The sequence below is a fragment of the Microbacterium cucumeris genome (genome assembly GCF_058349845.2).
In genome coordinates, this window is the sequence record NZ_JBYRIZ020000001.1 from 1291771 (window position 1) to 1312807 (window position 21037).

Here is a 21037-nt window from a genome sequence, read left to right on the forward strand (position 1 = left end):
TCGCGGACCGTCACAGCGTGCGCCGGCCTTCGAAGGCCCGGCCGAGCGTCACCTCGTCGGCGTACTCGAGGTCGCCGCCCACGGGAAGGCCCGAGGCGAGACGCGACACCGTGATCTGCATGGTCGTGAGCAGGCGGCTGAGATAACTCGCGGTGGCCTCGCCCTCCAGGTTCGGGTTGGTGGCGAGGATGACCTCCTGCACCGTCCCGTCGGCGAGGCGCGTCATGAGCTGAGCGATGCGCAGGTCATCCGGACCGACGCCGGCGATCGGACTGATCGCGCCGCCGAGCACGTGGTAGAGACCGCGGAACTCGCGGGTGCGCTCGATGGCGGCGACGTCCTTCGCGTCCTCGACGACGCAGATCAGCGCGGCGTTGCGGCGGGGGTCGCGGCAGATCGCGCAGCGGTCCTGCTCGGACACATTGCCGCAGATCTCGCAGAACCGCACGCGCGCACGCACCTCGGTGAGCAGCTCCGCGAGACGCGCGACGTCGAAGGACGGCGTCTGGAGGATGTGGAACGCGATGCGCTGAGCCGACTTCGGACCGATCCCCGGGAGACGGCCGAACTCGTCGATGAGCTCTTGGACGATGCCGTCGTACATCAGCTGAACCTCGTCGCCGTCGGGGGCTCGAACGGCTCCTCGCGCACGAACGTCGCGCCGAGCACCTGGCGCACGACGGCCTCGCCGTAGCGCTGGATGCCGTCGGGGGCCGCGGAGCGCGCGGTGACGACGGGCGCCTGCGGCGCGGGACCTGCCGGCGCGTTCACGACCGCGGCGGATGAGGCCGCCGCGGGCATCGCAGCCGGCCGGGAGGCAACGGCGGGAGCGGCCGGAGCCGGTCCACCGGCGGGAACGCTCGGCCCCGCGTCATAGGGAGGCTCGTACGGCGGCTCGTCCTCGTCGGGAGCCTCGTCGTCGCCGGGCAGCGGCGGCTCCTCGTCCGAGATGCCTCCATCGACGGGGGGCTGCGGCGCGGAGGACGCCGACTCGGCATCCGCCGGCTCTTCGTCCACCGGCAGGGGGGTCTGGGCGGGCTCGTTGCCCTTCGGGATCGGCGCGACGGCCCACTCGGTCACGGGCGCCGAGGACAACGCACTCGGCCGCGGGGCAGGATCGGATGCCGGCGCGGACGGCGGAGACGAGGCGGAGGCGGCCGTCGAGCCGCCAGCGGGCAGCGGAGCGGGCTTGTACTTCACCTTCACCCCGAGCTCCTGCTCGATCGCGGTGCGGAGGTGATCGGGCGTGCCGGTGCCGGGCGTCGTCCCCTTGAACCGCGCGACGTCCTGCGGGCTCGTGAAGCCGAGCGTCAGCACCTCGGAGTCGGTGTCGTAGGCCAGCGGCTGGATCGCCGTCACCATCAGCCAGGCCGAGCGGCTGATCGTCTCGAGCCGGGTCAGGACGGCCGGCCAGGCGGCACGGATGCGGTCGAAGTCGACCGGTCCCTCCGCGCGGGCGGGCGACGATGCGGGAGCAGCCCCGGACGGAGCCGCCTGTTCCGCCGGGGCGGGAGCCGCGCCGGTCCCCGGCGCCTCTGCCCGATCGGCAGGCGCGGACGGACCGGAGGCGGCCCCTCCTGTGTCGACGGAGACAGTCGTCGCCGCCGGTTCCGGCGCGTCGAGACCGTGGTTCGGCGCGGCCTCCGGGGCCTGCGTCCCGGCTGGGGCCGCGGACACGGCACGCTCCGGTGCGGGCGCGGTGGGAACCGCCGGGGCGGGTGTCGGAGCGGCGGGCCGCGTGGCAGCCGGCCCGGAGGCCGCCGTTCCCGGTGCGGTCGTCGCCGGTGCGGCCGCCGCCGCAGCAGCGGTCGTGGGAGCCGGTGCAGCCATGCCCGCGGACGGGGCGAGCACCCGCGCGATCATGAGCTCGAGGTGCAGGCGCGGCGACGTCGCCCCGGACATGTCGTCCAGCGCGGCGCTCACGATGTCGGCGGTGTGCGACAGTCGGGACGGACCGAAGGAGGCGGCCTGATCCTGCATCCGCTGCATCTCGTCGGCCGGGATGCCGCGCAGCACGGCCGACGCCCCGTCTCCGACCGCGGCGATCACGATGAGATCGCGCAGCCGCTCCAGGAGGTCGTCGACGAAGCGTCGCGGGTCCTGACCGGTCTGCACGACGCGGTCGACGGCGGGGAACGCCGCCGCGGCGTCCCCGGCGGCCAGGGCGTCCACGATCTCGTCCAGCAGGGCGGCGTGCGTGTAGCCCAGCAGCGCGACCGCGCGCTCGTACGCCACGCTGTCGCCGTCGGAACCGGCGATCAGCTGGTCGAGCAGCGAGAGCGTGTCCCGGGGCGATCCGCCGCCGGCCCGCACGACCAGCGGCAGCACGCCCTGCTCGACCCGGACCCCCTCCTCCGCGCAGAGCTTCTCGACGTACTCGAGCATCGCGGCCGGCGGCACCAGCCGGAACGGGTAGTGATGCGTGCGCGAGCGGATCGTGCCGAGCACCTTCTCGGGCTCGGTCGTCGCGAAGATGAACTTCACGTGCGCCGGAGGCTCTTCGACGAGCTTGAGCAGGGCGTTGAAGCCCTGCGGCGTCACCATGTGCGCCTCGTCGAGGATGAAGATCTTGAAGCGATCGCGGCTGGGCGCGAAAGTGGCGCGTTCGCGCAGGTCGCGGGCGTCGTCGACGCCGTTGTGGCTGGCCGCGTCGATCTCGACGACATCGAGGGAGCCGCCACCGCTGCGGGACAGCTCGACGCAGCTCGGGCACACACCGCACGGGGTGTCGGTCGGCCCTTCGGCGCAGTTGAGGCAGCGCGCGAGGATGCGCGCCGATGTGGTCTTGCCGCAGCCGCGCGGGCCGGAGAAGAGATAGGCGTGCCCGACCCGGTCACCGCGCAACGCCGTCATGAGCGGCTCGGTCACCTGCGACTGCCCGATCATCTCCGCGAAGGTCTCAGGCCGATAGCGGCGGTACAGGGCTGTGGTCACCCATCCAGCCTACGGCGTGCCGCCGACATTCGGATCGCCCGGCCGGCTCCTGCGCGCGGAGCCGGCCGCGTCAGTCCGGGTAACCCGTGATCACCGGGATCGCGCTCGTGACGACCGGGACCGAGGCCGACATGAGGGTGCCGTCGTCGCGACGCGCATCCGCGAACTTCCGCAGCGTCGGCCGCCCGGGGATCACCGGCCCCTGGTCGGCCAGCGGCACGACGACGTCCGCCCCCTCGGCGGCCGTGTACGACGCACCGCGCACCGTGAACGGCACCGGGTCACCGACCCGCACGCTCACCCTCAGCTCGTCGCGCGTCACGTGCACGTCCAGCGCGGTCCCCTGCCACTGCAGCGGATACGACAGCGACGGCCAGTCCACCGGCAGACGGGGGTCGAAGCTCAGCTCGCCGGCGTGATCGCGCATGCCGCCGAACCCGCTCACGAGAGCGGTCCACACGCCGCCCGCCGACGCCACGTGCACGCCGTCCGCGGCGTTGTGGTGCAGGTCGCCCAGGTCCACGAACAGCGACTGCTCGAAGTACTCCCTGGCCAGGTCCTGGTAGCCGACTTCGGCCGCGAGGATGGCCTGCACGACCGCGGACAGCGTCGAGTCGCCTGTGGTGAGCGGGTCGTAGTACTCGAAGTCGGCCAGCTTCTCGGCATCCGTGAAGTGGTTGCCCTGCAGGAACAGCGCGAGCACGACGTCCGCCTGCTTCAGCACCTGGAACCGGTAGATCACCAGGGGGTGGAAGTGCAGCAGCAGCGGACGCTGATCGTCGGGCGTGTGCGCGAGGTCCCAGACCTCGCGCTCGAGGAACAGCGAGTCCTGGGGGTGGATGCCGAGGCTCTCGCTGAAGGGGATGTACATCGCCGCGGCTGCCTGCTCCCAGGCATCCGGCTCGCCGGCGTCGAGGCCGGTGCGCTCCACGAGCGCATCGAACGCGCGCGGATCGCTCGCCGCCATCTCGCGGACGACCCGGGAGGCGTAGCGCAGGTTATAGCGGGCCATGACGTTCGTGAAGAGATTGTCGTTGACGACCGTGGTGTACTCGTCGGGTCCGGTGACGCCGTGGATGTGGAACGTGGCGTCCCCGTTCGTCCCGCGCCAGAATCCGAGCGTCGCCCAGAGCCGGGCGGTCTCCACCGCGATGTCGACGCCCTCGCGGCGCAGGAAGTCGATGTCCCCGGTGGCGCGCACGTACTTGCCGAGCGCGAAGCTGACGTCCGCGTTGATGTGGTACTGCGCGGTACCCGCCGCGTAGTACGCCGAGGCCTCCTCGCCGTTGATGGTGCGCCAGGGGAACAGCGCCCCCGCCTCGTTCAGCTGGGCGGCGCGGCGCCTCGCCGCGGGCAGCATCAGCACGCGGGCGCGCAGCGCGTTGCGCGCCCACTGCGGCGACGTGTACGTGAGGAACGGCAGGACGTAGATCTCGGTGTCCCAGAAGTAGTGGCCGCTGTAGCCGGACCCCGAGACGCCCTTGGCGGGGACGCCGGCCCCGTCGGCGCGCGCGGAGGCCTGCGCGAGCTGGAACAGGCACCAGCGCGTGGCCTGCTGCAGGGCGTCCTGACCTTCGATGCGCACGTCGCTGCGCTCCCAGAACGCGTCGAGCCAGTCGGTCTGGGCGCGGAACTGCGCGTCGACGCCCTCGACGGCGACGCGATCGAGCGAGCGGCGGCAGCGGTCGACGAGCTCGCGCGCCGGCACGCCGCGGGACGTGTGATAGCTGACGAGCTTGGTGATCCGGATCGGGATGCCGGCCTTCGCCTGCACCCGGAAGACGTTCTTCGCGATGTCCTGCTCGATGAGCTGACGCGCACTGTAGTCGTTGTCGGTCTCGATGATGTGATCGGCGACCACAGCCGCCGTCATCCCCGATTCGGTCACGCGATACGACAGCGCGGAGCGCAGCCCGTCCTGCCAGTACTCCACGGGCTGGAGCACCCGCTGCGTGATCTTCTCGGCGCGCCGCGGGTCGAAGCCCGCCTTCTGCGCGGCCGCGGGCGTACCGCCGTACACGTTCCCGCCGTCCTGCCGGTTGAGGATCTGGCAGCTGATCGTGACCGGCGCGTCGGCGTTCTCCACCGTGACGTCCAGCCGGAGCACGGCCAGGTGGCGCTCCTCGAAGCTCACCAGGCGCTCGTCGCGCATCCGGACGCGCTTTCCGGAGGGGGTCTCCCACACCAGGTCGCGGGTCAGGATGCCGGTGCGCATGTCGAGGACGCGGGAGTACTCGCGGACGTCCGCCTCGTCGAACGAGATCGGCTCGTCGTCCACGTACACCCGCATGACCTTGGCGTCCGGCGCGTTGACGATCGTCTGCCCGACCTCCGCGAAGCCGTACGCCTGCTCGGCGTGACGGATCGGCCAGGTCTCGTGCAGCCCGTTGATGAAGGTGCCGTGCTCGTGGGCGCCGCGTCCCTCGATGTGATTGCCGCGCAGACCCAGGTAGCCGTTGCCGACGGCGAACAGCGTCTCGGAGACGCCGTCCTCCGTGTAGCGCGTCTCGACCAGACGCCAGGGGTCGACGGGGAAGCGGTCGCGATCGATCACTTCGATTCCTTCCAGTCGCTCAGTTCGTCGCCAGCGGTCTCCGGGGAGGGCGGGAGGAGCCGGGCGAGGTCATCGACGATACTCGTGGCGCCGGCCTCGCGCAGCGCGTCGGGCCCGGCGCCGCGGTCGACGCCGACGACGGACGCGAATCCGGCGGCTGCGGCCGAGGCGACGCCGGCCACGGCGTCCTCGACGGCGGCCGCCGAGGCGGGGTCGACGCCGAGTGCTGCGGCGCCCGCCGCGAACATGTCCGGGGCGGGCTTGGAGACGAGTGCGTCGCGCTCCGCGACGACGCCGTCGACCACGATCTCGAAGAAGTCGCGGATGCCGGCCGAGGCGAGCACCTCCTCGGCGTTCTTGGAGCTCGACACCACGCCCATCCGGATCCCGGCCGCGCGCAGGTGCTCGAGCAGCGCGAGCGAGCCGGGATACGGGGCGATCCCCTCGGCGCGCAGGGATGCCGAGAACGCGGCGTTCTTCCGGTTGCCGATCCCGCAGATCGTCTCCGCCGTCGGCGGATCCTCGACCGACCCCCACGGGATCTCAACGTTGCGGCTGCGCAACAGGCTCGCCACGCCGTCGTAGCGCTTCTTGCCGTCGACGTAGGCGAAGTAGTCCTCGTCCGTGTAGGCCGGTGCGATGCCCCACTGGGCGAACACGTCGTCGAAGACGGCCTTCCAGGCGCGCATGTGCACCTCGGCGGTGGGCGTCAGGACGCCGTCCAGGTCGAACAGGACGCCGGACGTCGTGCGCAGGTCGGGAAGGGTGTCGGACACGCGTGCCTCCAAGGGGGATCCGAGGGAGTTCGGGCCGGCACCTCCGTGTGCCTCTGTCAGCGTAGTGCGCGTCCGAGCCGGACGCCACGCCGGGCACGCGCGTCTTCCGTCCGCAGGCCGCCCCTCGCCGCATGGCAGACTGACGTGCAGATCGAAAGGGGTCCAGGTGCTCGCTGCCGAACGCCGTTCACGCATCGTGTCCGAGGTGCGCCGCGCGGGTGCCGCGCAGGTGTCGGCGCTCGCGACCGCGCTGAAGGTCAGCGAGATGACGGTCCGGCGCGACATCGACGTGCTCGCGGAACAGGGCGTGATCGACCGGGTGCGCGGTGGCGCCACCACACCGCGGATCACCGACCGCGTGGATGCCGACTTCACGTCCCAGGCGCGCCTGCACGTGGCCGAGAAGCGCGCGATCGCGCGCCGCGCGGCCGGACTCGTCGAGCCGGGCATGGCCGTGGGTCTCTCCGGCGGGAGCACCGCCTGGACGCTGGCCCAGGCGCTGCGCGGCATCCCCGATCTGACCATCGTGACGAACTCCCTTCCGGTCGCGGACGTGTTCGCCCGGCCGGATCGCGCCGACGAGCCCTACACGCAGACCGTGGTCCTCACCGGAGGCGTTCGGACGCCGGCCGACGCGCTGGTCGGGCCGATCGCGGTCCGAGCGCTGGAGGTCCTGCACTGCGACCTCGTCTTCCTCGGGGTGCGCGGGGTCGACCTGCAGGCGGGACTCACGACCTCGAACCTTCTGGAGGCGGAGACCGATCGTGCGCTCATCGCCACCGGGAGCACGTCGGTCGTGCTCGCGGATCACGCCAAGTGGGGCGCCGTCGGACTCACGACGATCGCCGACGTCGACGATGTCGACCGCCTGATCATGGACGACGGACTCGACTCCGAGGCCGCCGGGCAGCTCTCCGAGCACGTGGCGCTGACGCTGGCGCCGCTCGAGGAGCCTGCCGCGCAATGAGTCAGCGCGCCGTCGATGCCCTGGACTCGATGCGGGCGCCCACGACGACGTTGCGCACCGGCATGTCCATGCCGGGCGGGGTGCTCATCTGACGCTCCAGCTCGTCCAGAGCGGCCTCCACCAGAGCGCTGTCGTCGGGCGCCACCGATGACAGCGCCGGCGTCGAGAACCGCGCCGCGTGCACGTCGTCGAAGCCGATCACCGCGACGTCCCGGGGCACGACGAGGCCGGCGTCCTGCAGAGCGGAGAGCACTCCGAAGGCGAGCGAGTCGTTGGAGCACACCACACCGTCGCAGCGCACCCCCTGGCCGAGCATCTCGGACATCGCCCGACGCCCCTCCTCAGGGGTGAAGGCGTCGACCGTCGCGATCAGCTCGACGTCCTCGCTCAGGCCCAGCCGCGCCACGGCCTGACGGTATCCCGCGAAGCGCTGGTCGGCCGCGTCCGACGGGCGCGCGTCGCGCCGCCCCACGAAGGCGACTCTCCGGCAGCCCGCCGCGGCGAGGTGAGCGGTCGCGGCATCCGTGCCCGCCTTGTTGTCCACCGTGACATGCGTGAACGGGCTGACCTGGATGTGCTCGCCGAGCAGCACGATGGGACCCGGCGCGGTGCGCCGGGTCAGGTCGCCCACGGTGAGCGAACGAGGGATGTGGATGAGCCCGTCGATGGGCGGCAGCCCCACGCCGTTGGCGATGTCGACCTCGCGCTCGTGTCCGCCGGCGGTCTGCTGGATGAGGATCGACAGCCCGCGTTCGTGCGCCCGCGTGACGAACAGGGACGTGAGCTCGGCGAAGTACGGTTCGTTCAGGTCGGGGACGGCGAGCGCGACGATGCCGGTGCGCTCGCGCCGGCTGACCGGTGCGCTGCGTCGCGCCCGCATTTCGTTCACGGTCCCGCTCCTCGCCGAGATGCTCCTGGATCTCACGCTACCGTCCACCGGCCGTTCACCTCTGCACCCGGAAGGCGATCACCCGCGCCTCCCGGGCGCCGTTGGTCGCGGAGATCACGAGCCGGGCGGCGGAGAACGCGCCGAGGTCGTCGGGGAGCGCGTGGACGCGCTGGCGGCGGCGGTTGCCGGCCACCTCGGCCACCACGACCCATCCGGCCTCCGACTGCACCTCGACCCGGTAGTCCCTGACGAGCTGCGGGATCACGCGGTCGGGACTGCGATGGTGATGCAGGGTGTTGAGCTCGAGGTCGACGTCGTCGTCGAAGACGAGACGGACCTCCCGCGCGGTGACCGGTTCGTCCCAGTCCAGGCGCAGCCACTCGTCGCGCCCCTCGGACATCGGCTCCGACGCCCACATGTTCGGACCGTCGTACGGACGGTTGTATCCGCTCGTGGCGCGCTCCGGCGCCAGCACAGCCGATTCCGGGTAGGCGCGGAACAGGACCGTGCGCCCGCGCAGCGGCTTGGTCGGCCACTGCACGATGAGCTCGTCCCGGCTGATCTCGACGTTCTGGTCGTCGTTGTCGACGCGGTGGACGAGGGTGAGAACGCCGGGCGGGAGCTGCGTCGTCGTGAAGACGGTCACGGCGGGGTCCGCCCGCACGACGACGATCACGTTGCGCGGACGATCCGCAGCGTACGGCAGCTCGACGTCGATCCACCGTGCACCGCCCGCCATTACCGGCACGGATGCCGCCGCCACGCGGTGCACCGGGATCACGTTCTGCGGCAGATCCGTGAGGTACGCCTCGACGACGAGGGTCGTGTCCGCTGTGCTCTCCAGGCGCAGCGAGAGACCTCCGAGCTCCTCGCTCACCGGCACGACGATGCCGAGGTCGTCGGCCATCGGGTGGGGCAGCCCTTCCTCCCCCGTGGCGATGCTCCGCGTGTGACTGGACGCCGTGACGGTCGCCCGGCGGGCGAGATCGTCGGGGTCATCGTTCGCCACGCCGATGAGCGTCGCGTCCTGACGGAGCAGCGTCTGCCGCAGCCGCGCCAGATGGCTATCGTGGACGCCGCGCGGCGTCGTGCTCTCCGCGACGGCGATCGCCGCGGCGGTGCCGGCCGCCTCTCCCATCGCCGCACAGGTGGCCATGACGCGGGCGGCGCCGAACGCGATGTGCGTGGCCGAGACGAGTCGGCCGGCCATGAGCAGGTTGCCGACGTTCTGCGAGTAGAGCGAGCGGTAGGGGATCTCGAACACCCCGTTCGAGAAGCGCTGCACGGCGCCCGACCCTGTCGCGTACATCCCGCCCGCCGGGTGCAGATCGATCGACCAGCCGCCGAAGGCGACGCCGTCCTCGAACGAGGTCTGGCCGACGATGTCGCCCTGGTGCAGCGTGTAGTCGCCGATGAATCTCCGATACTCCCGCTTGCCGGGGATATTGCCGATCCACTCCAGGTCGAGGGTCTCGGCGTCGAAGCGTCCGGAGTTCTTGATGTAGTCCCAGATCCCGAGGATGACGCCGCGCAGCTCGTCGCGGATGCGCTCGTTGTCGTCCACGATGTCGAGTTCGCCGCCCCACTCGACCCACCAGTAGGCAGCGCCGCTGTCGCCGGAGCGGATGATGCGCGACTCGGGGATCGGCGTCTGCGTGATGTCGATGGTGGAATCCGGCGCGACGAAGTCCACGGGGCGCCCCAGGTCCTTCGAATAGAACAGCAGCGTCGAGCCGAGGAACTCGCGCTTGGGCTCCTCCGGAGCCCAGTCCTCGCCGAACTCGCTCCTGCCCTCCTTGCCGAGCCGGTAGCGCGCGCCGGCGAGGTGTCCGACCAGCCCGTCGCCGGTGCAGTCCAGGAACACCGGGGCCGTGAAGGTCGTCGTGATCTCGGAGCCCATGGTCCACCCCGTCACCGCGTCGATCCCGCGCGCATCCTCAGGCCCGTGCGCCGCGACCTCCCGCACGTCGGTGTTGAGGAAGAGCTCGATGTTGTCTTCGGCCCGCACGGCGTCCAGAACCACGTCATCCCAGTGGATCGGGTTGCCCTCGGGATTGCGGTACTGGTTCTCGACGTACAGCTCCCCGATGATCCCGGTCTCGCGCGCCCAGCGCTGGTTGCCGTGCGCGGTCGCCCCGCACACCCACACCCGGACCTCGGAGGAGGAGTTCCCTCCGAGGACCGGCCGGTTCCCGATCAGTGCGACGCGCCGTCCGAGCCGGGCGGCTGAGACGGCCGCCGCGACGCCGGCGAGACCTCCTCCGACGACGACGACGTCGGTCTCGACGGACTGCGTGCGCATGACGATGGGTTCCTTCCTGTGGGGTGTGTGCGGGGCGGATGCCGGGTCAGCCGATGAGCTTCTGGGCGGCCTCGCCGGCCGCCTTCATCGCGTCCGCGGGAGAGGCGGAGCCGACCAGGACCGCCTGCACCTGCTCGGCGATCTCGGTCTCGATCTGCGAGTAGCTGGTGAACGCCCAGAACGGGTTCGACGTCGCCGTCGCGGTGATGCGCTCGCTGAACAGCGTGCCGAACACGTCGTCCTTCACGACCGCGGACTCCTGCGCCTCGGTGGTCACGGGCGGCAGGCCGCGAACGGCGTAGTCCGCGAGCACCGTGTCCAGGTCACTGGTCGCGAACTGGGCGAAGTCGCCGGCCGTGGGCGCCCCGTCGCCGTCCACGACGGCGATCGCGCCGCCCCAGACCAGGGCGCGGGGAGTGTCGCCGTCCTTCAGGACCGGACGCGACACCGGGGCGAGCTTGTCGGCGAGATCGGGGTCCGGAGACTCGCCGACGACGGCGTTGCGACCCACCGGGGCGTCGTCGTAGATGGCGGCCCGGCCCTGCGCGAACAGCGAGCGGGCATCGAAGCGGTCGACGTCGGCGGCGATGAGCCCCTGGTCGTACAGGCCCTTGTACCAGGTGACGGCCTCGATCGAGGCGTCGTCGCCGATCTTCACGGTGTCCCCGTCGACGAGGGGGCTCCCGAAGGTCTGCATCCAGATGAGGATGTCCTTGAGCTGGGCCGCCTTCGTGGACGCCGCGTACGGGATGAGGCCTCCGCCGAGGCCCTTGAGGTCCTTGAGGGTCTTCTCGTAGGCGTCGATCGTGGTCGGGAACTCCTCAGGGGCGACGCCGACCTTCGCCAGGATCTCCGCGTTCGTGACCAGCCCGATGGCCCCGATCGTCCAGGGCAGCGCGTACTGCGTGCCGTCGAACTGGGCGGCCTTCAGCGCGGCATCCGTGTATCCCCTGCCCTCCGCGAGGGACGAGAGGTCCTGGAGCTTGCCGAGCGCGGCGAGCGATCCGAGCCACGCGACGTCCACGTGCGCGGCGCCGGTGAACTGCCCGCCGCGCACCTGCAGCATGAGCTGGTTGAAGTACTCGTTGTAGGGGAAGGACACGTCGTCCACCGTCACGGACTGCTTGTCCTGGTACGACGCGACGATCGCCTCCAGCGCGGGCGCCGCGGCCTCCTCGGTGAAGGACCAGGACGCGAAGGAGAAGTCGGTGGGGTCCGCGCCGTTCAGGCCGGCGGCGGAGCCGCTCGCCGGGCCTGTGCCGGTGCCCGACCCCGTGCCGGTCGGCGCGCAGGCGGCCAGGGTCACCGCCGCGGCGCCGATGCCGAACAGCTGCAGGGCGCGGCGCCTGCTGAACTCGATGCTCATGAGGGATGAATCGGACATATCGTCCTCCTTGTCGATGTGTCGTGCGGAGAGGTGGGCGGATCAGCCCTTGACCGCGCCGGCGGTCATGCCGCTGACGAGGAAGCGCTGGAGCAGGATGAAGGCGACGGCGACCGGAAGCGACACCACGAGGGACGCGGCCATGAGCTCGGGCCACGCCGTGGAGGCTTCGCCGACGTACGTGTTGACGAGACCGGGCGGCAGAGTCTGCTTCTCGGGACCGGCGAGGGTGAGGGCGAAGATGAAGTCGTTCCAGCCGCGGACGAAGGCGAACAGCCCCGCGGCCACCAGTCCCGGCGCCGAGAGCGGCAGCACGATCGAGTGGATGATCCGAAGCCGCGATGCGCCGTCGACACGGGCCGCCTCGATGAGCTCGTCCGGAATGGTGTCGAAGAACCCCTTCAGCATCCACACGCACAGCGGCAGCGTGAAGGTCGTGAAGGACAGCACCAGTGCCGTGTAGGTGTTGAGGAGGTTGTACGCCGAGAACACCGTGTAGAGCGTCACCAGCAGCAGCGCCTGCGGGAACATCTGCGACGCCAGGACGAAGTACATCAGGGACCGGCGGCCGGTGTAGCGGAACTTGGAGAACGAGTACCCCATGTACGCCGAGACGAGCACCGACAGGATCGCGGTGATCACCGACACGATGACGCTGTTCTGCAGGTACACGAACAGCTGCGGGTTGGTGAACAGCGACGCGTACGCCTCGAAGGAGATCTCGGTCGGGAAGATCTTGGGCGGGTACGAGAAGACCTCGGTCTTCGGGGTGAGCGACGTCGCGAGCAGCCAGTACACCGGCAGCAGCGCGAATCCGCCGCAGACGATGACGGCGATCCACGCCGCGATCCGCACGCCCGGCCGCTCGCGGCGTTCGGCGGAGGCGGGGCGCGGCCTGCGGGTGCGCCGCGCCGGGAGCACCTGGGCGGCGGTGGCGTCGGGGGACGCCGGGGTCTCCGGCAGCAGAGTGGCGGTCATTTCCTCTCCCCCTTCTCCGAGAAGCGCACGTACACCACGACGAGGATCATCAGCAGCAGCAGCCAGAGCAGTCCGAGCGCGCCGGCGTGCCCGAGGTCGAAGCCCTGGAAGGCGGTCTCGTACACAGCCGTGGCGAAGGTCTGGGTGCTGCCGGCCGGGCCGCCGCCGGTGAGGACGTAGATGATGTCGAAGTGCTGGAAGTTCCAGATGAACTCCAGCAGCAGGACGAGGCCGATGATGCCGCGCATCTGCGGAACGGTGATCGCGAAGAAGCGGCGGACGGTGCCTGCGCCGTCGATCTCGGCGGCCTCGTGCAGTTCGCGGGGCACCGTCTGCAGGCCGGCCAGGAGCATCACCATCATCCACGGGAACGACTGCCACGTCTTGGCGATGATGACGGCCAGCATGGCCGTTCCGGGCTGCGCCAGCCAGGCCTGTGGCTCGTCGATCAGGCCGAGCGCCTGCAGCAGCGCGTTCATGACGCCGTAGTTGGCGTTGAAGATCCACATCCACAGGAAGGACACCACGACGCCGGGGACCAGCCACGGGATCAGCATCAGACCGCGCATGACCTTGGAACCGGCGATGCGGGTGTTCAGCGCGAGCGCCAGGGCGAACCCGATGACGAAGGGCAGGAGCGTGGTCCCCAGGGTGAAGACCATCGTCTGTCCGAACAGCGTCAGGAACTCGCCCTGCAGCACGTCGATGATGTTCTGCAGTCCCACGAACTCGCGTCCGGGGTACAACAGGCTCTGCTCGAAGAAGGCCGTGATGAGGCTCGTGATCAACGGGTACACGACCACCGCGGCGAGCAGTGCGAGTCCCGGGACGACGAGGAGGAAGGCGAACAGCTTGTCCGAGATGCGTCTCGGCTTGTTCACTTCTGTGATTGTTTGTGAAGTCATGTTTCCCACGTCTCTGTGCGGACTCGATCGCTGTTGCGGGGCAGATCCCGGAAGGGGTGCCGCTCAAGCATCGCGGAGCGGGCGGATCAGGTCAATTCGAGGCGGTAACGCTTGGGTAACAGAGTGTTCGAATCTGTTTTTATCTGTTTACTGCGAGCGTTTTGCGCGGGCACGCCGGACCGACGCCCCGCACCGTGGGGCGGGCGAGCCGTGCCGCTCAGACCAGGCTCAGGGCCTGACGGGCGATCTCGAGCTCCTCGTTCGTCGGGACGACGAGGACCTCGATGCTCGAGCCGGCGGTCGAGATGCGACGGATGCCGGGACTGGGCCGCTCGTTGAGCTCGGGATCGATCTCCAGACCGAGGAAGCCGAAGGTCGCCAGCGTCTCGCCGCGCACCCGCGCAGCGTTCTCCCCCACGCCCGCTGTGAACGAGATGACGTCCACTCCTCCGAGCTGGGCGACGTAGGCCCCGACATAGGCGCGCAGCCGATGGATGTAGACCTCGAACGCCAGCGTCGCGGCATCCTCCCCGTCCTCCACGCCCGCGAGGATGTCACGCATGTCGCTGCGCCCCGCGAGGCCCAGCAGGCCGCTGCGCTTGTTCAGCAGCGCGTCCAGGTCGTCGATGCTCATTCCCGCACGGCGGGACAGGTGCAGCAGCACGGCCGGGTCGATGTCCCCGGAGCGGGTGCCCATCACGAGCCCTTCGAGCGGCGTCATTCCCATCGACGTCTCGACCGAGCGCCCGCCGTCGATCGCCGTCATCGAGACGCCGTTGCCGAGATGCAGGACGATCTGCCGCAGTTCGGCGAGCGGGCGGCCGAGGAAGGCCGCCGCCTGCTCGGACACGAACTTGTGGCTCGTGCCGTGGAAGCCGTAGCGCCGCACACGATGCCGTTCCGCGACCGCCTTGTCGATCGCGTACGTGTAGGCGGCGGGTGGCAGCGTCTGGTGGAAGGCGGTGTCGAACACCGCGACGTGCGGCACGTCCGGGAACGCGCGCCGTCCCGCCCGGATGCCGGCGACGGCTCCCGGGTTGTGCAGCGGGGCGAGCTCGGACAGGTCCTCGATGTTGATCTCGACCAGGGCGTCGATCGGGGTCGGGGCGAAGAAGCGCGCACCCCCGTGCACGACGCGGTGTCCGACCGCGACGGGGTGATGCTCCTCGAGCACCGGGCCGTGCTCGGCGAACTGCTCGAGCATGACGGCGAACGCCTCGTCATGATCGGCGATCCGGCGCGCGCTGCGGTGCTTCCGGTCCAGCACGGCAGGCGCCGCCTCCCCCTCGGACACGCGGCGCACCGTGTGGGTGATGTCCCCGGACTCCTGTCCGATGCGCTCGATCAGCCCCTCGCCGAGCGGCAGTTCCCGCCGCATGTCCATCAGGCTGTACTTCAGCGACGACGAGCCGCTGTTGATCACGAGGACGACGCTCATGCCGCACCGCCCTGCGCCTGGATCGCGGTGATGGCGACGGTGTTCACGATGTCCTCCACCAGGGCTCCGCGGCTCAGGTCGTTGATCGGCTTGTTGAGCCCCTGGAGCACCGGGCCGATCGCGACGGCCCCCGCGGAGCGCTGCACCGCCTTGTAGGTGTTGTTGCCCGTGTTCAGGTCGGGGAACACGAAGACCGTGGCTCGCCCCGCGACCGCCGACTCCGGCAGCTTCGCCTTCGCGACCGCGGCGTCAGCCGCCGCGTCGTACTGGATCGGCCCTTCCACGAGCAGCTCCGGGGCGCGCTCCCGCACGAGGGCGGTCGCCTCGCGCACCTTGTCGACGTCCGCTCCGGACCCGGACTCCCCCGTCGAATAGGACAGCATGGCGACGCGCGGATCGATGCCGAACTGCCGCGCGGTCTGCGCCGACGAGATCGCGATGTCGGCGAGCTGCACGCTCGTCGGATCCGGGATCACGGCGCAGTCCCCGTACACGAGCACGCGATCCGCGAGGGCCATGAGGAACACGCTCGAGACGACGTCCACCCCCGGACGCGTCTTGATGATCTCGAACGAGGGGCGGATCGTGTGCGCCGTGGTGTGCGCGGCGCCGGAGACCATGCCGTCGGCGAGCCCGAGATGGACCATCATGGTCCCGAAGTACGACACGTCCGTGACTGTGTCGGCGGCCTGCGCGACGGTCACTCCCTTGTGGGCGCGCAGTCGCGCGTACTCGGCCGCGAAGCGCTCGACATGCTCCGGGTCCGTCGGACTGATGATCTGCGCCTCGGCGATGTCGACGCCGAGCTCCACCGCGCGTGCGCGGATCGCGCTCTCGTCGCCGAGGATCGTGAGGTCGGCGACATCCCGTGCGAGCAGCGTGGCCGCGGCGCGCAGGATGCGGTCGTCGTCGCCCTCGGGCAGGACGATGCGCTTGCGATCCGACCGCGCGCGTTCGATCAGCGCGTACTCGAACATGAGCGGCGTGACGACCGTCGCCTCGGCGAGGCCGAGCTGACGAGTGAGCTCGGAGATGTCGACATGCGTCTGGAACAGCCCGAGCGCCGTGTCATAGCGACGGCGCGAATCCGCCGCGAGCCGGCCCCGTGCGCCCATCACCCGCACGGCGGTCTCGTAGGTGCCGAGATCCGTCGCGATGATCGGCACGCGGGACGCCAGCCCGTCCAGGAGCTGCTCGATCGACTCGGGCAACGGGAAAGGGCCGTTGAGGACGATGCCGGCGATCGAGGGGAACGTCCCCGAGGAATCCGCCAGCAGGGTCGCCAGCAGCACCTCGGTGCGATCGGCGGGGATGATCACGACCGAGTCCGGCGTGAGCCGGGGAAGCACGTTCACCATCGACATGCCCGCGACGACGACGCTCAGCGCCTCCCGCGTGAGCAGGGCGTCGTCGCCCTTGACGAGCCGCCCTTCGACGGCGGACAGGATGCCGCGGATGGACGGCGCGACCAGCGAGCGGTCCTCGGGGATCGCCCAGACGGGCGTGGCGTCGGACTGGACGGCGTGCACGGCGTCGATCGTGTCCTGCGCGGCATCCGGATCCGCCCGGTTCACGATCACGGCGAACAGCTCGGCGCGCTCCGTGGCGAGCTCGGCCAGCGCGAGCGCCGCGAGCTGGCTGACGGCGGCAGGCGTCCGCGCCGAGGTCGTGCCCAGCTGCTCGGCCCGGTGCTGCTGGTCGCGGCCGGACAGCACGAGGAGCACGGGGGCGGCGAGATTCGCGGCGATCCGCGCGTTGAACCCGAGCTCGGCGGGGCTTCCGACGTCGGTGTAGTCGCTGCCGATGATGACGACGGCGTCGCACTGCGCCTCGACCGCCTTGAAGCGCGCGACGATCGTCGACAGCGCGCCGTCGGGGTCCGCGCGGACGTCGTCGTACGTGACGCCGATGCAGTCCTCGTAGTCGAGCTGGACGCCGTCGTGGGCGAGCAGCAGTTCGAGGACGTAGTCGCGTTCGGCCGACGATCGCGCGATCGGGCGGAACACCCCGACGCGCGGCGTCACCCTCATGAGCGCATCGAGCACGCCCAGGGCGATCGTGGATTTCCCGGTGTGCCCCTCGGCCGAGGTGATGTAGATGCTCCGCGCCACGCTCCCAGCCTATGCGCGTTCGTCCCCGTGGCGGAGGGCCGCCGGCCGGAGAAGTTCAGTCGGTCGGCGTGCAAGCGCCCGACAGGGCGTCGACGACCGCCTCGGCATCCTCCTGGAACCGGGCGTAGTGCTCGGGATCGGTGTTGACCTGCACGCGATGGATGGCGTGGGAGGGCTCCATGTCCTCCCAGCCCGGCAGCCGCGCGAGCCGGTCGAAGAACAGGGCGGCCGAGGATGCCGGGTCCAGGCGCTCCTCGGCGCTGCCCCACCACTCCTGCTGCTGGAACAGGCCGATGCTCGTCGTGCGCGATCCGTCGGGATTGGTGACCCCGGCCGTCTCCCAGTCGCCGTACTCGATCGCGCGCAGCGAGCTCTCCCCCATGGCCGCCATCACGCCCAGCACCTGCCCCTCCCGCCCGAAGCCGAGCCCCCGGGCGGTGAGCACGATGGTCGCGGCGTTCTCGAGCTGCTCGCCCTCCCAGCCCTCGACACCCGCCGCGGGGAAGGTCGCCGGCTCCGATGCGCACACCGGCGCCTGTGCTGTCGACAGCGGCACGAGCACCGCGAGGGCCACCACCGCCGAGGCCGCGCCCGCTCCGATGAGGATGCGGCGCAGCAGCCGGGTGCGCCGCACGCGCCGCGACGCGCGCTCGCGCGCACTGAGGCGTCGGCGGCCGCTCGGGCGCCTCTTCGCCGTCCCCCGGCGTGATCCGCGGCGCTTCGCCGTGCTCCGCCCCTTCAAGGCTGCCCGGCGCGACCGCGTCCTCCTCGGGTTCACGCCCCCGCACTCCTCGGGCGTCCCGCGAAGACGGCGAGCGCACCGCCGACGGCGCCGAACAGGTGCGCCTGCCAGGACACGCCGTCGGCCGCGCCGAAGACGCCGGCGACCATGGCGGTGCCGTACAGGGCGATCACGACGATCGCGATGACGGCGTAACCGATGCGATGCGACACCCGCCCCGGCGCGAACACCCGCACGACGACGTAGCCGAAGTATCCGAACACGAGCACCGACGCTCCGACCGTGAGCGTGCCGGGGGCGTTCACGAGCCAGGTGCCGGCCCCGCCCACGAGCGCCACGATCGCGGTCACGAGCCAGAAGCGCGCGGCCCCCTCGATCGCGACGAGGCAGCCGAGCACCAGGAAGGGCAGCGAGTTCGCGATCAGGTGCGTCCAGCTCGCGTGCAGCAGCGGACTGACGACGATGCCGCCGAGCCCTGAGAGGTCCCACGACCGCAGTCCGAAGCCCGTGAAGGATCCGGGAAGAACGGCGTCGGCCGTCTGGACGACCCACATCAGCCCCAGCAGGATCACCGGGGACGCGAAGCGCGCGACGAGTCCGCGTCGCGCGGGGGCCGAGGGAGTGGTCACGTCGTGATCCTGTCAGTGCCTGCCAGGAGGATGCTGAAAGCGACGGCGCCCGGGGACGGAAAGACCCTCCGCGCACCCGGCAGAGCCCGGTTACCCTTGCTACGTTTCCGTCCTGGGGGAATTGGCCTGGATGCCGTCACGCGGAGGGCTGGAACCAGTCTACCCGGCTTCGACCGGTGCTTTCGCCCGCGCCCAGCGCGCAGGGGTGTCCGGGCCGTCCCACACCTGGATCACGCCCCAGATCGCTGCCGCGATCGGCACCGCGAGGACCGCGCCGACGATGCCGCCGAGGACCGTGCCGACCGTCAGGGCGACGAGGATGACGAACGCGTGCAGCTTCATGGACCGGCCCATCAGGAACGGTTGGAGGAAGTTCCCCTCCAGCTGGTTCACGAGCACCACGACCCCGACGACGAACAGGGCGTTCACCCATCCGTTCGCGACCAGCGCGACGAGGGCCGCGAGGATGCCCGCCACGGTCGCCCCGACGATCGGGATGAACGCGAGCAGGAAGACCAGCACGGCCAGCGGGATCGCCAGCGGCACCTGGAGGATGAGCAGGCCGATCAGGATTCCGATCGCGTCCACCGCGGCGACCGTGGCGGTGCCGCGGACGTAGGAGCCGAGGGTGCTGACCGTCTTGTCGCCGATGCGGCGAGCGCGCCGGTAGTTCTCGCCGCGGAACGGACGCAGGAGGAACTCCCACATCTGCGGTCCGTCCTTGAGGAAGAAGAACAGGATCGTGACCATGAGCACGAAGCCGGTCACGAAGTTGGCGACGGCGCTCACACCCGCGATCGCGCCGGAGCCGAACTGCGCGCTCGTGACGAAGTCCGTGAGCTGACCGATCCATTCATCGATCTGCTCCGGCTGGAGGAAGTCGAAGGGCAGCGTCTGCACCCACGCCAGCAGATGCTGGAATCCGTCCTCCGCCTGCGTGTAGAGATCGTCCCACTGGTCGCGCACGGCCCACACGATCAGCCAGCCGAGGAGCCCCAGGATGATGACGATCGCGAGCAGGGTGATGATGGTCGCGAGCACCGAGGGCACACCGCGCCGGCGCATCCAGGACATCACCGGCGTGAACGCGCACGCGAGGATGAGCGCGATGACGAGCGGGATCGTCACGAGGGTGAGCTGCTGGATCGCGAAGATGATCCCGGCCGCCACGGCCACCACCACGATGATCTGGATCGCGCGGATGCCGAGCTTGCCGAACCCGTCCGCCCACAGGCTCCACGGGGCTCGTGTGGCAGTCAGCTCCACGTCCCGCGTCTCGATTCGCACGCGCTGGGGGTCGTTCCGGAACAGTCCCATGAGTCGAGGCTAACCGCAGGGTGCGGGAGATCGCCAGGAATGCGCGGCATCCGCGGGTCCGCCGGTGCCCTCCGCGGGTTACGATCGGTTCACACCCGACGAGGGGTGGAGGGGCAGGGCGAAAGGGGACGCATGCACGACGCATCCGTCATGACGGCAGAGCGATTCGCGGAGCAGACCTCCGCCATCCTGGCCTCCGTCGGTGAGGTGATCGACGGCAAGGCGGATGCCGTGCGCAGCGCCCTGGTGTGCCTGCTGGCCGAGGGGCACCTGCTCATCGAGGACGTCCCCGGTGTCGGCAAGACGATGCTCGCCAGGGCCCTCGCCGCGAGCGTCGACGCGACGGTCAGGCGCATCCAGTTCACCCCGGACCTGCTTCCGGGAGACGTCACCGGCGTGAGCGTCTACAACCCGGTGGAACGCGAGTTCGAGTTCAAGCAGGGCGCCGTGTTCGCGCACATCGTGATCGCGGACGAGATCAACCGATCCTCCCCCAAGACGCAGTCCGCGCTGCTGGAGGCCATGGAGGAGAAGCAGGTCACGGTGGATGGCCGGACGCACCCGCTGCCGGATCCGTTCCTCGTCGTCGCGACGCAGAACCCGCTGGAGATGGAGGGGACCTACGCGCTCCCCGAGGCACAGCGCGACCGTTTCATGATGCGCATCTCGATGGGATACCCGGATGCCGCCGCCGAAGCGCTGATGCTCCGGCAGCGCGACACGGTCAACCCGCTCCAGGCGATCCGGCCCGTGGTCGGCGCGCAGGACGTCAGCGCACTGATCGAGAGCGCCAGAGCCGTGCACGTGGCGCCGAGCATCGAGGAGTACGCCGTCGCGCTCGCCCAGGCCACGCGCTCGGACCCGAGCCTGCACCTGGGCGCGAGCCCGCGGGCCACGCTGCAGCTCGTCCGCGCCGCGAAGGTGTGGGCGGCGCTGGACGCCCGCGAGTTCGTCATCCCCGACGACCTCACGGATCTGCTGGTGCCGGTCTTCGCCCACCGCCTGCTCCCGGCGCGCGGAGTCCACCGCGCGGGCGCCCAGCCGGTCGAGGCCGCCCTCGCGCAGATCATCGAGCGGGTGCGCGTGCCCGTGGCCACACGGGCCTGAACGG

At 70.7% G+C, this 21037-nt stretch carries 16 protein-coding genes and 1 other RNA gene; 2 read left to right on the forward strand and 15 right to left on the reverse strand.

Features of this window, described 5'->3' with window-relative positions:
- Nucleotides 1-10 precede the first annotated feature (10 nt).
- The 4 genes from recR to AC3RXZ_RS06420 all read right to left on the reverse strand — a co-directional run bounded on the left by recR (nt 11) and on the right by AC3RXZ_RS06420 (nt 6264).
- Nucleotides 11-604, reverse strand: a complete 594-nt coding sequence (gene recR, locus AC3RXZ_RS06405; protein ID WP_243224536.1) for a recombination mediator RecR — start codon at nt 602-604, stop codon at nt 11-13.
- A complete protein-coding gene (locus AC3RXZ_RS06410) occupies nt 604-2934 on the reverse strand; it encodes a DNA polymerase III subunit gamma and tau (protein ID WP_491493468.1) in 2331 nt (776 codons plus the stop codon). The genes recR and AC3RXZ_RS06410 overlap by 1 nt, the downstream gene beginning before the upstream one ends.
- Nucleotides 2935-3004: 70 nt before the next feature.
- Nucleotides 3005-5488, reverse strand: a complete 2484-nt coding sequence (locus tag AC3RXZ_RS06415) for a glycoside hydrolase family 65 protein (RefSeq protein WP_491493469.1) — start codon at nt 5486-5488, stop codon at nt 3005-3007.
- Nucleotides 5485-6264: a beta-phosphoglucomutase family hydrolase gene (locus AC3RXZ_RS06420; protein WP_243224533.1), complete on the reverse strand. Its 780-nt coding sequence runs from the start codon at nt 6262-6264 to the stop codon at nt 5485-5487. The genes AC3RXZ_RS06415 and AC3RXZ_RS06420 overlap by 4 nt, the downstream gene beginning before the upstream one ends.
- Nucleotides 6265-6430: 166 nt before the next feature.
- On the opposite strand from AC3RXZ_RS06420, the gene AC3RXZ_RS06425 reads away from it, so the two are divergent.
- Entirely contained in the window at nt 6431-7231 is an 801-nt protein-coding gene (locus AC3RXZ_RS06425) for a DeoR/GlpR family DNA-binding transcription regulator (RefSeq protein ID WP_243224532.1), read from the forward strand.
- 1 nt (nt 7232) lies between these two features.
- Here the strand turns inward: AC3RXZ_RS06425 and AC3RXZ_RS06430 are convergent, their stop codons facing one another.
- The 11 genes from AC3RXZ_RS06430 to AC3RXZ_RS06480 form a co-directional block, all read right to left on the reverse strand.
- A complete protein-coding gene (locus AC3RXZ_RS06430; protein ID WP_243226134.1) occupies nt 7233-8111 on the reverse strand; it encodes a LacI family DNA-binding transcriptional regulator in 879 nt (292 codons plus the stop codon).
- A gap of 64 nt (nt 8112-8175) precedes the next feature.
- Nucleotides 8176-10422 carry an FAD-dependent oxidoreductase gene (locus AC3RXZ_RS06435; protein ID WP_491493470.1) on the reverse strand — a complete coding sequence of 749 codons (2247 nt, stop codon included), beginning with the start codon at nt 10420-10422 and terminating at the stop codon, nt 8176-8178.
- A 46-nt stretch (nt 10423-10468) separates the two neighbouring features.
- The gene (locus AC3RXZ_RS06440) at nt 10469-11806 is read right to left on the reverse strand and encodes an extracellular solute-binding protein (protein ID WP_491493471.1); all 1338 of its coding nucleotides are present in this window, start codon (nt 11804-11806) and stop codon (nt 10469-10471) included.
- 42 nt (nt 11807-11848) lie between these two features.
- Nucleotides 11849-12784, reverse strand: coding sequence for a carbohydrate ABC transporter permease (locus tag AC3RXZ_RS06445; RefSeq protein WP_243224529.1), 936 nt, complete (start codon nt 12782-12784; stop codon nt 11849-11851).
- On the reverse strand, nt 12781-13665 hold the full coding sequence (locus tag AC3RXZ_RS06450; protein WP_243224528.1) for a carbohydrate ABC transporter permease: 885 nt from the start codon (nt 13663-13665) through the stop codon (nt 12781-12783). The genes AC3RXZ_RS06445 and AC3RXZ_RS06450 overlap by 4 nt, the downstream gene beginning before the upstream one ends.
- A gap of 241 nt (nt 13666-13906) precedes the next feature.
- Nucleotides 13907-15127 (reverse strand): acetate/propionate family kinase, encoded by a 1221-nt coding sequence (locus AC3RXZ_RS06455; protein WP_491493472.1) that lies wholly within the window; start codon nt 15125-15127, stop codon nt 13907-13909.
- Nucleotides 15124-17238, reverse strand: a complete 2115-nt coding sequence (gene pta / locus AC3RXZ_RS06460) for a phosphate acetyltransferase (protein WP_491493473.1) — start codon at nt 17236-17238, stop codon at nt 15124-15126. Before pta ends, AC3RXZ_RS06455 begins: the two co-directional genes overlap by 4 nt.
- Nucleotides 17239-17293: 55 nt before the next feature.
- A complete protein-coding gene (locus AC3RXZ_RS06465; RefSeq protein WP_491493474.1) occupies nt 17294-17872 on the reverse strand; it encodes a hypothetical protein in 579 nt (192 codons plus the stop codon).
- Between the two features lie 140 nt (nt 17873-18012).
- The gene (locus AC3RXZ_RS06470; RefSeq protein ID WP_491493475.1) at nt 18013-18609 is read right to left on the reverse strand and encodes a rhomboid family intramembrane serine protease; all 597 of its coding nucleotides are present in this window, start codon (nt 18607-18609) and stop codon (nt 18013-18015) included.
- Between the two features lie 56 nt (nt 18610-18665).
- Nucleotides 18666-18762, reverse strand: an RNA gene (gene ffs, locus AC3RXZ_RS06475) — signal recognition particle sRNA small type.
- A 6-nt stretch (nt 18763-18768) separates the two neighbouring features.
- A complete protein-coding gene (locus tag AC3RXZ_RS06480; protein ID WP_243224523.1) occupies nt 18769-19926 on the reverse strand; it encodes an AI-2E family transporter in 1158 nt (385 codons plus the stop codon).
- Between the two features lie 132 nt (nt 19927-20058).
- On the opposite strand from AC3RXZ_RS06480, the gene AC3RXZ_RS06485 reads away from it, so the two are divergent.
- Nucleotides 20059-21033 (forward strand): AAA family ATPase, encoded by a 975-nt coding sequence (locus AC3RXZ_RS06485; RefSeq protein ID WP_491493476.1) that lies wholly within the window; start codon nt 20059-20061, stop codon nt 21031-21033.
- Nucleotides 21034-21037: the final 4 nt, after the last annotated feature.

Bases quoted from the DNA above. Each gene is read 5' to 3' on its own strand.
- recR (WP_243224536.1), bottom strand. From the start codon at position 604: ATGTACGACGGCATCGTCCAAGAGCTCATCGACGAGTTCGGCCGTCTC.
- AC3RXZ_RS06435 (WP_491493470.1), bottom strand. From the start codon at position 10,422: ATGCGCACGCAGTCCGTCGAGACCGACGTCGTCGTCGTCGGAGGAGGT.
- AC3RXZ_RS06430 (WP_243226134.1), bottom strand. From the start codon at position 8,111: ATGCGGGCGCGACGCAGCGCACCGGTCAGCCGGCGCGAGCGCACCGGC.
- AC3RXZ_RS06440 (WP_491493471.1), bottom strand. From the start codon at position 11,806: ATGTCCGATTCATCCCTCATGAGCATCGAGTTCAGCAGGCGCCGCGCC.
- AC3RXZ_RS06480 (WP_243224523.1), bottom strand. From the start codon at position 19,926: ATGGGACTGTTCCGGAACGACCCCCAGCGCGTGCGAATCGAGACGCGG.
- AC3RXZ_RS06485 (WP_491493476.1), top strand. From the start codon at position 20,059: ATGCACGACGCATCCGTCATGACGGCAGAGCGATTCGCGGAGCAGACC.
- AC3RXZ_RS06455 (WP_491493472.1), bottom strand. From the start codon at position 15,127: ATGAGCGTCGTCCTCGTGATCAACAGCGGCTCGTCGTCGCTGAAGTAC.
- AC3RXZ_RS06445 (WP_243224529.1), bottom strand. From the start codon at position 12,784: ATGACCGCCACTCTGCTGCCGGAGACCCCGGCGTCCCCCGACGCCACC.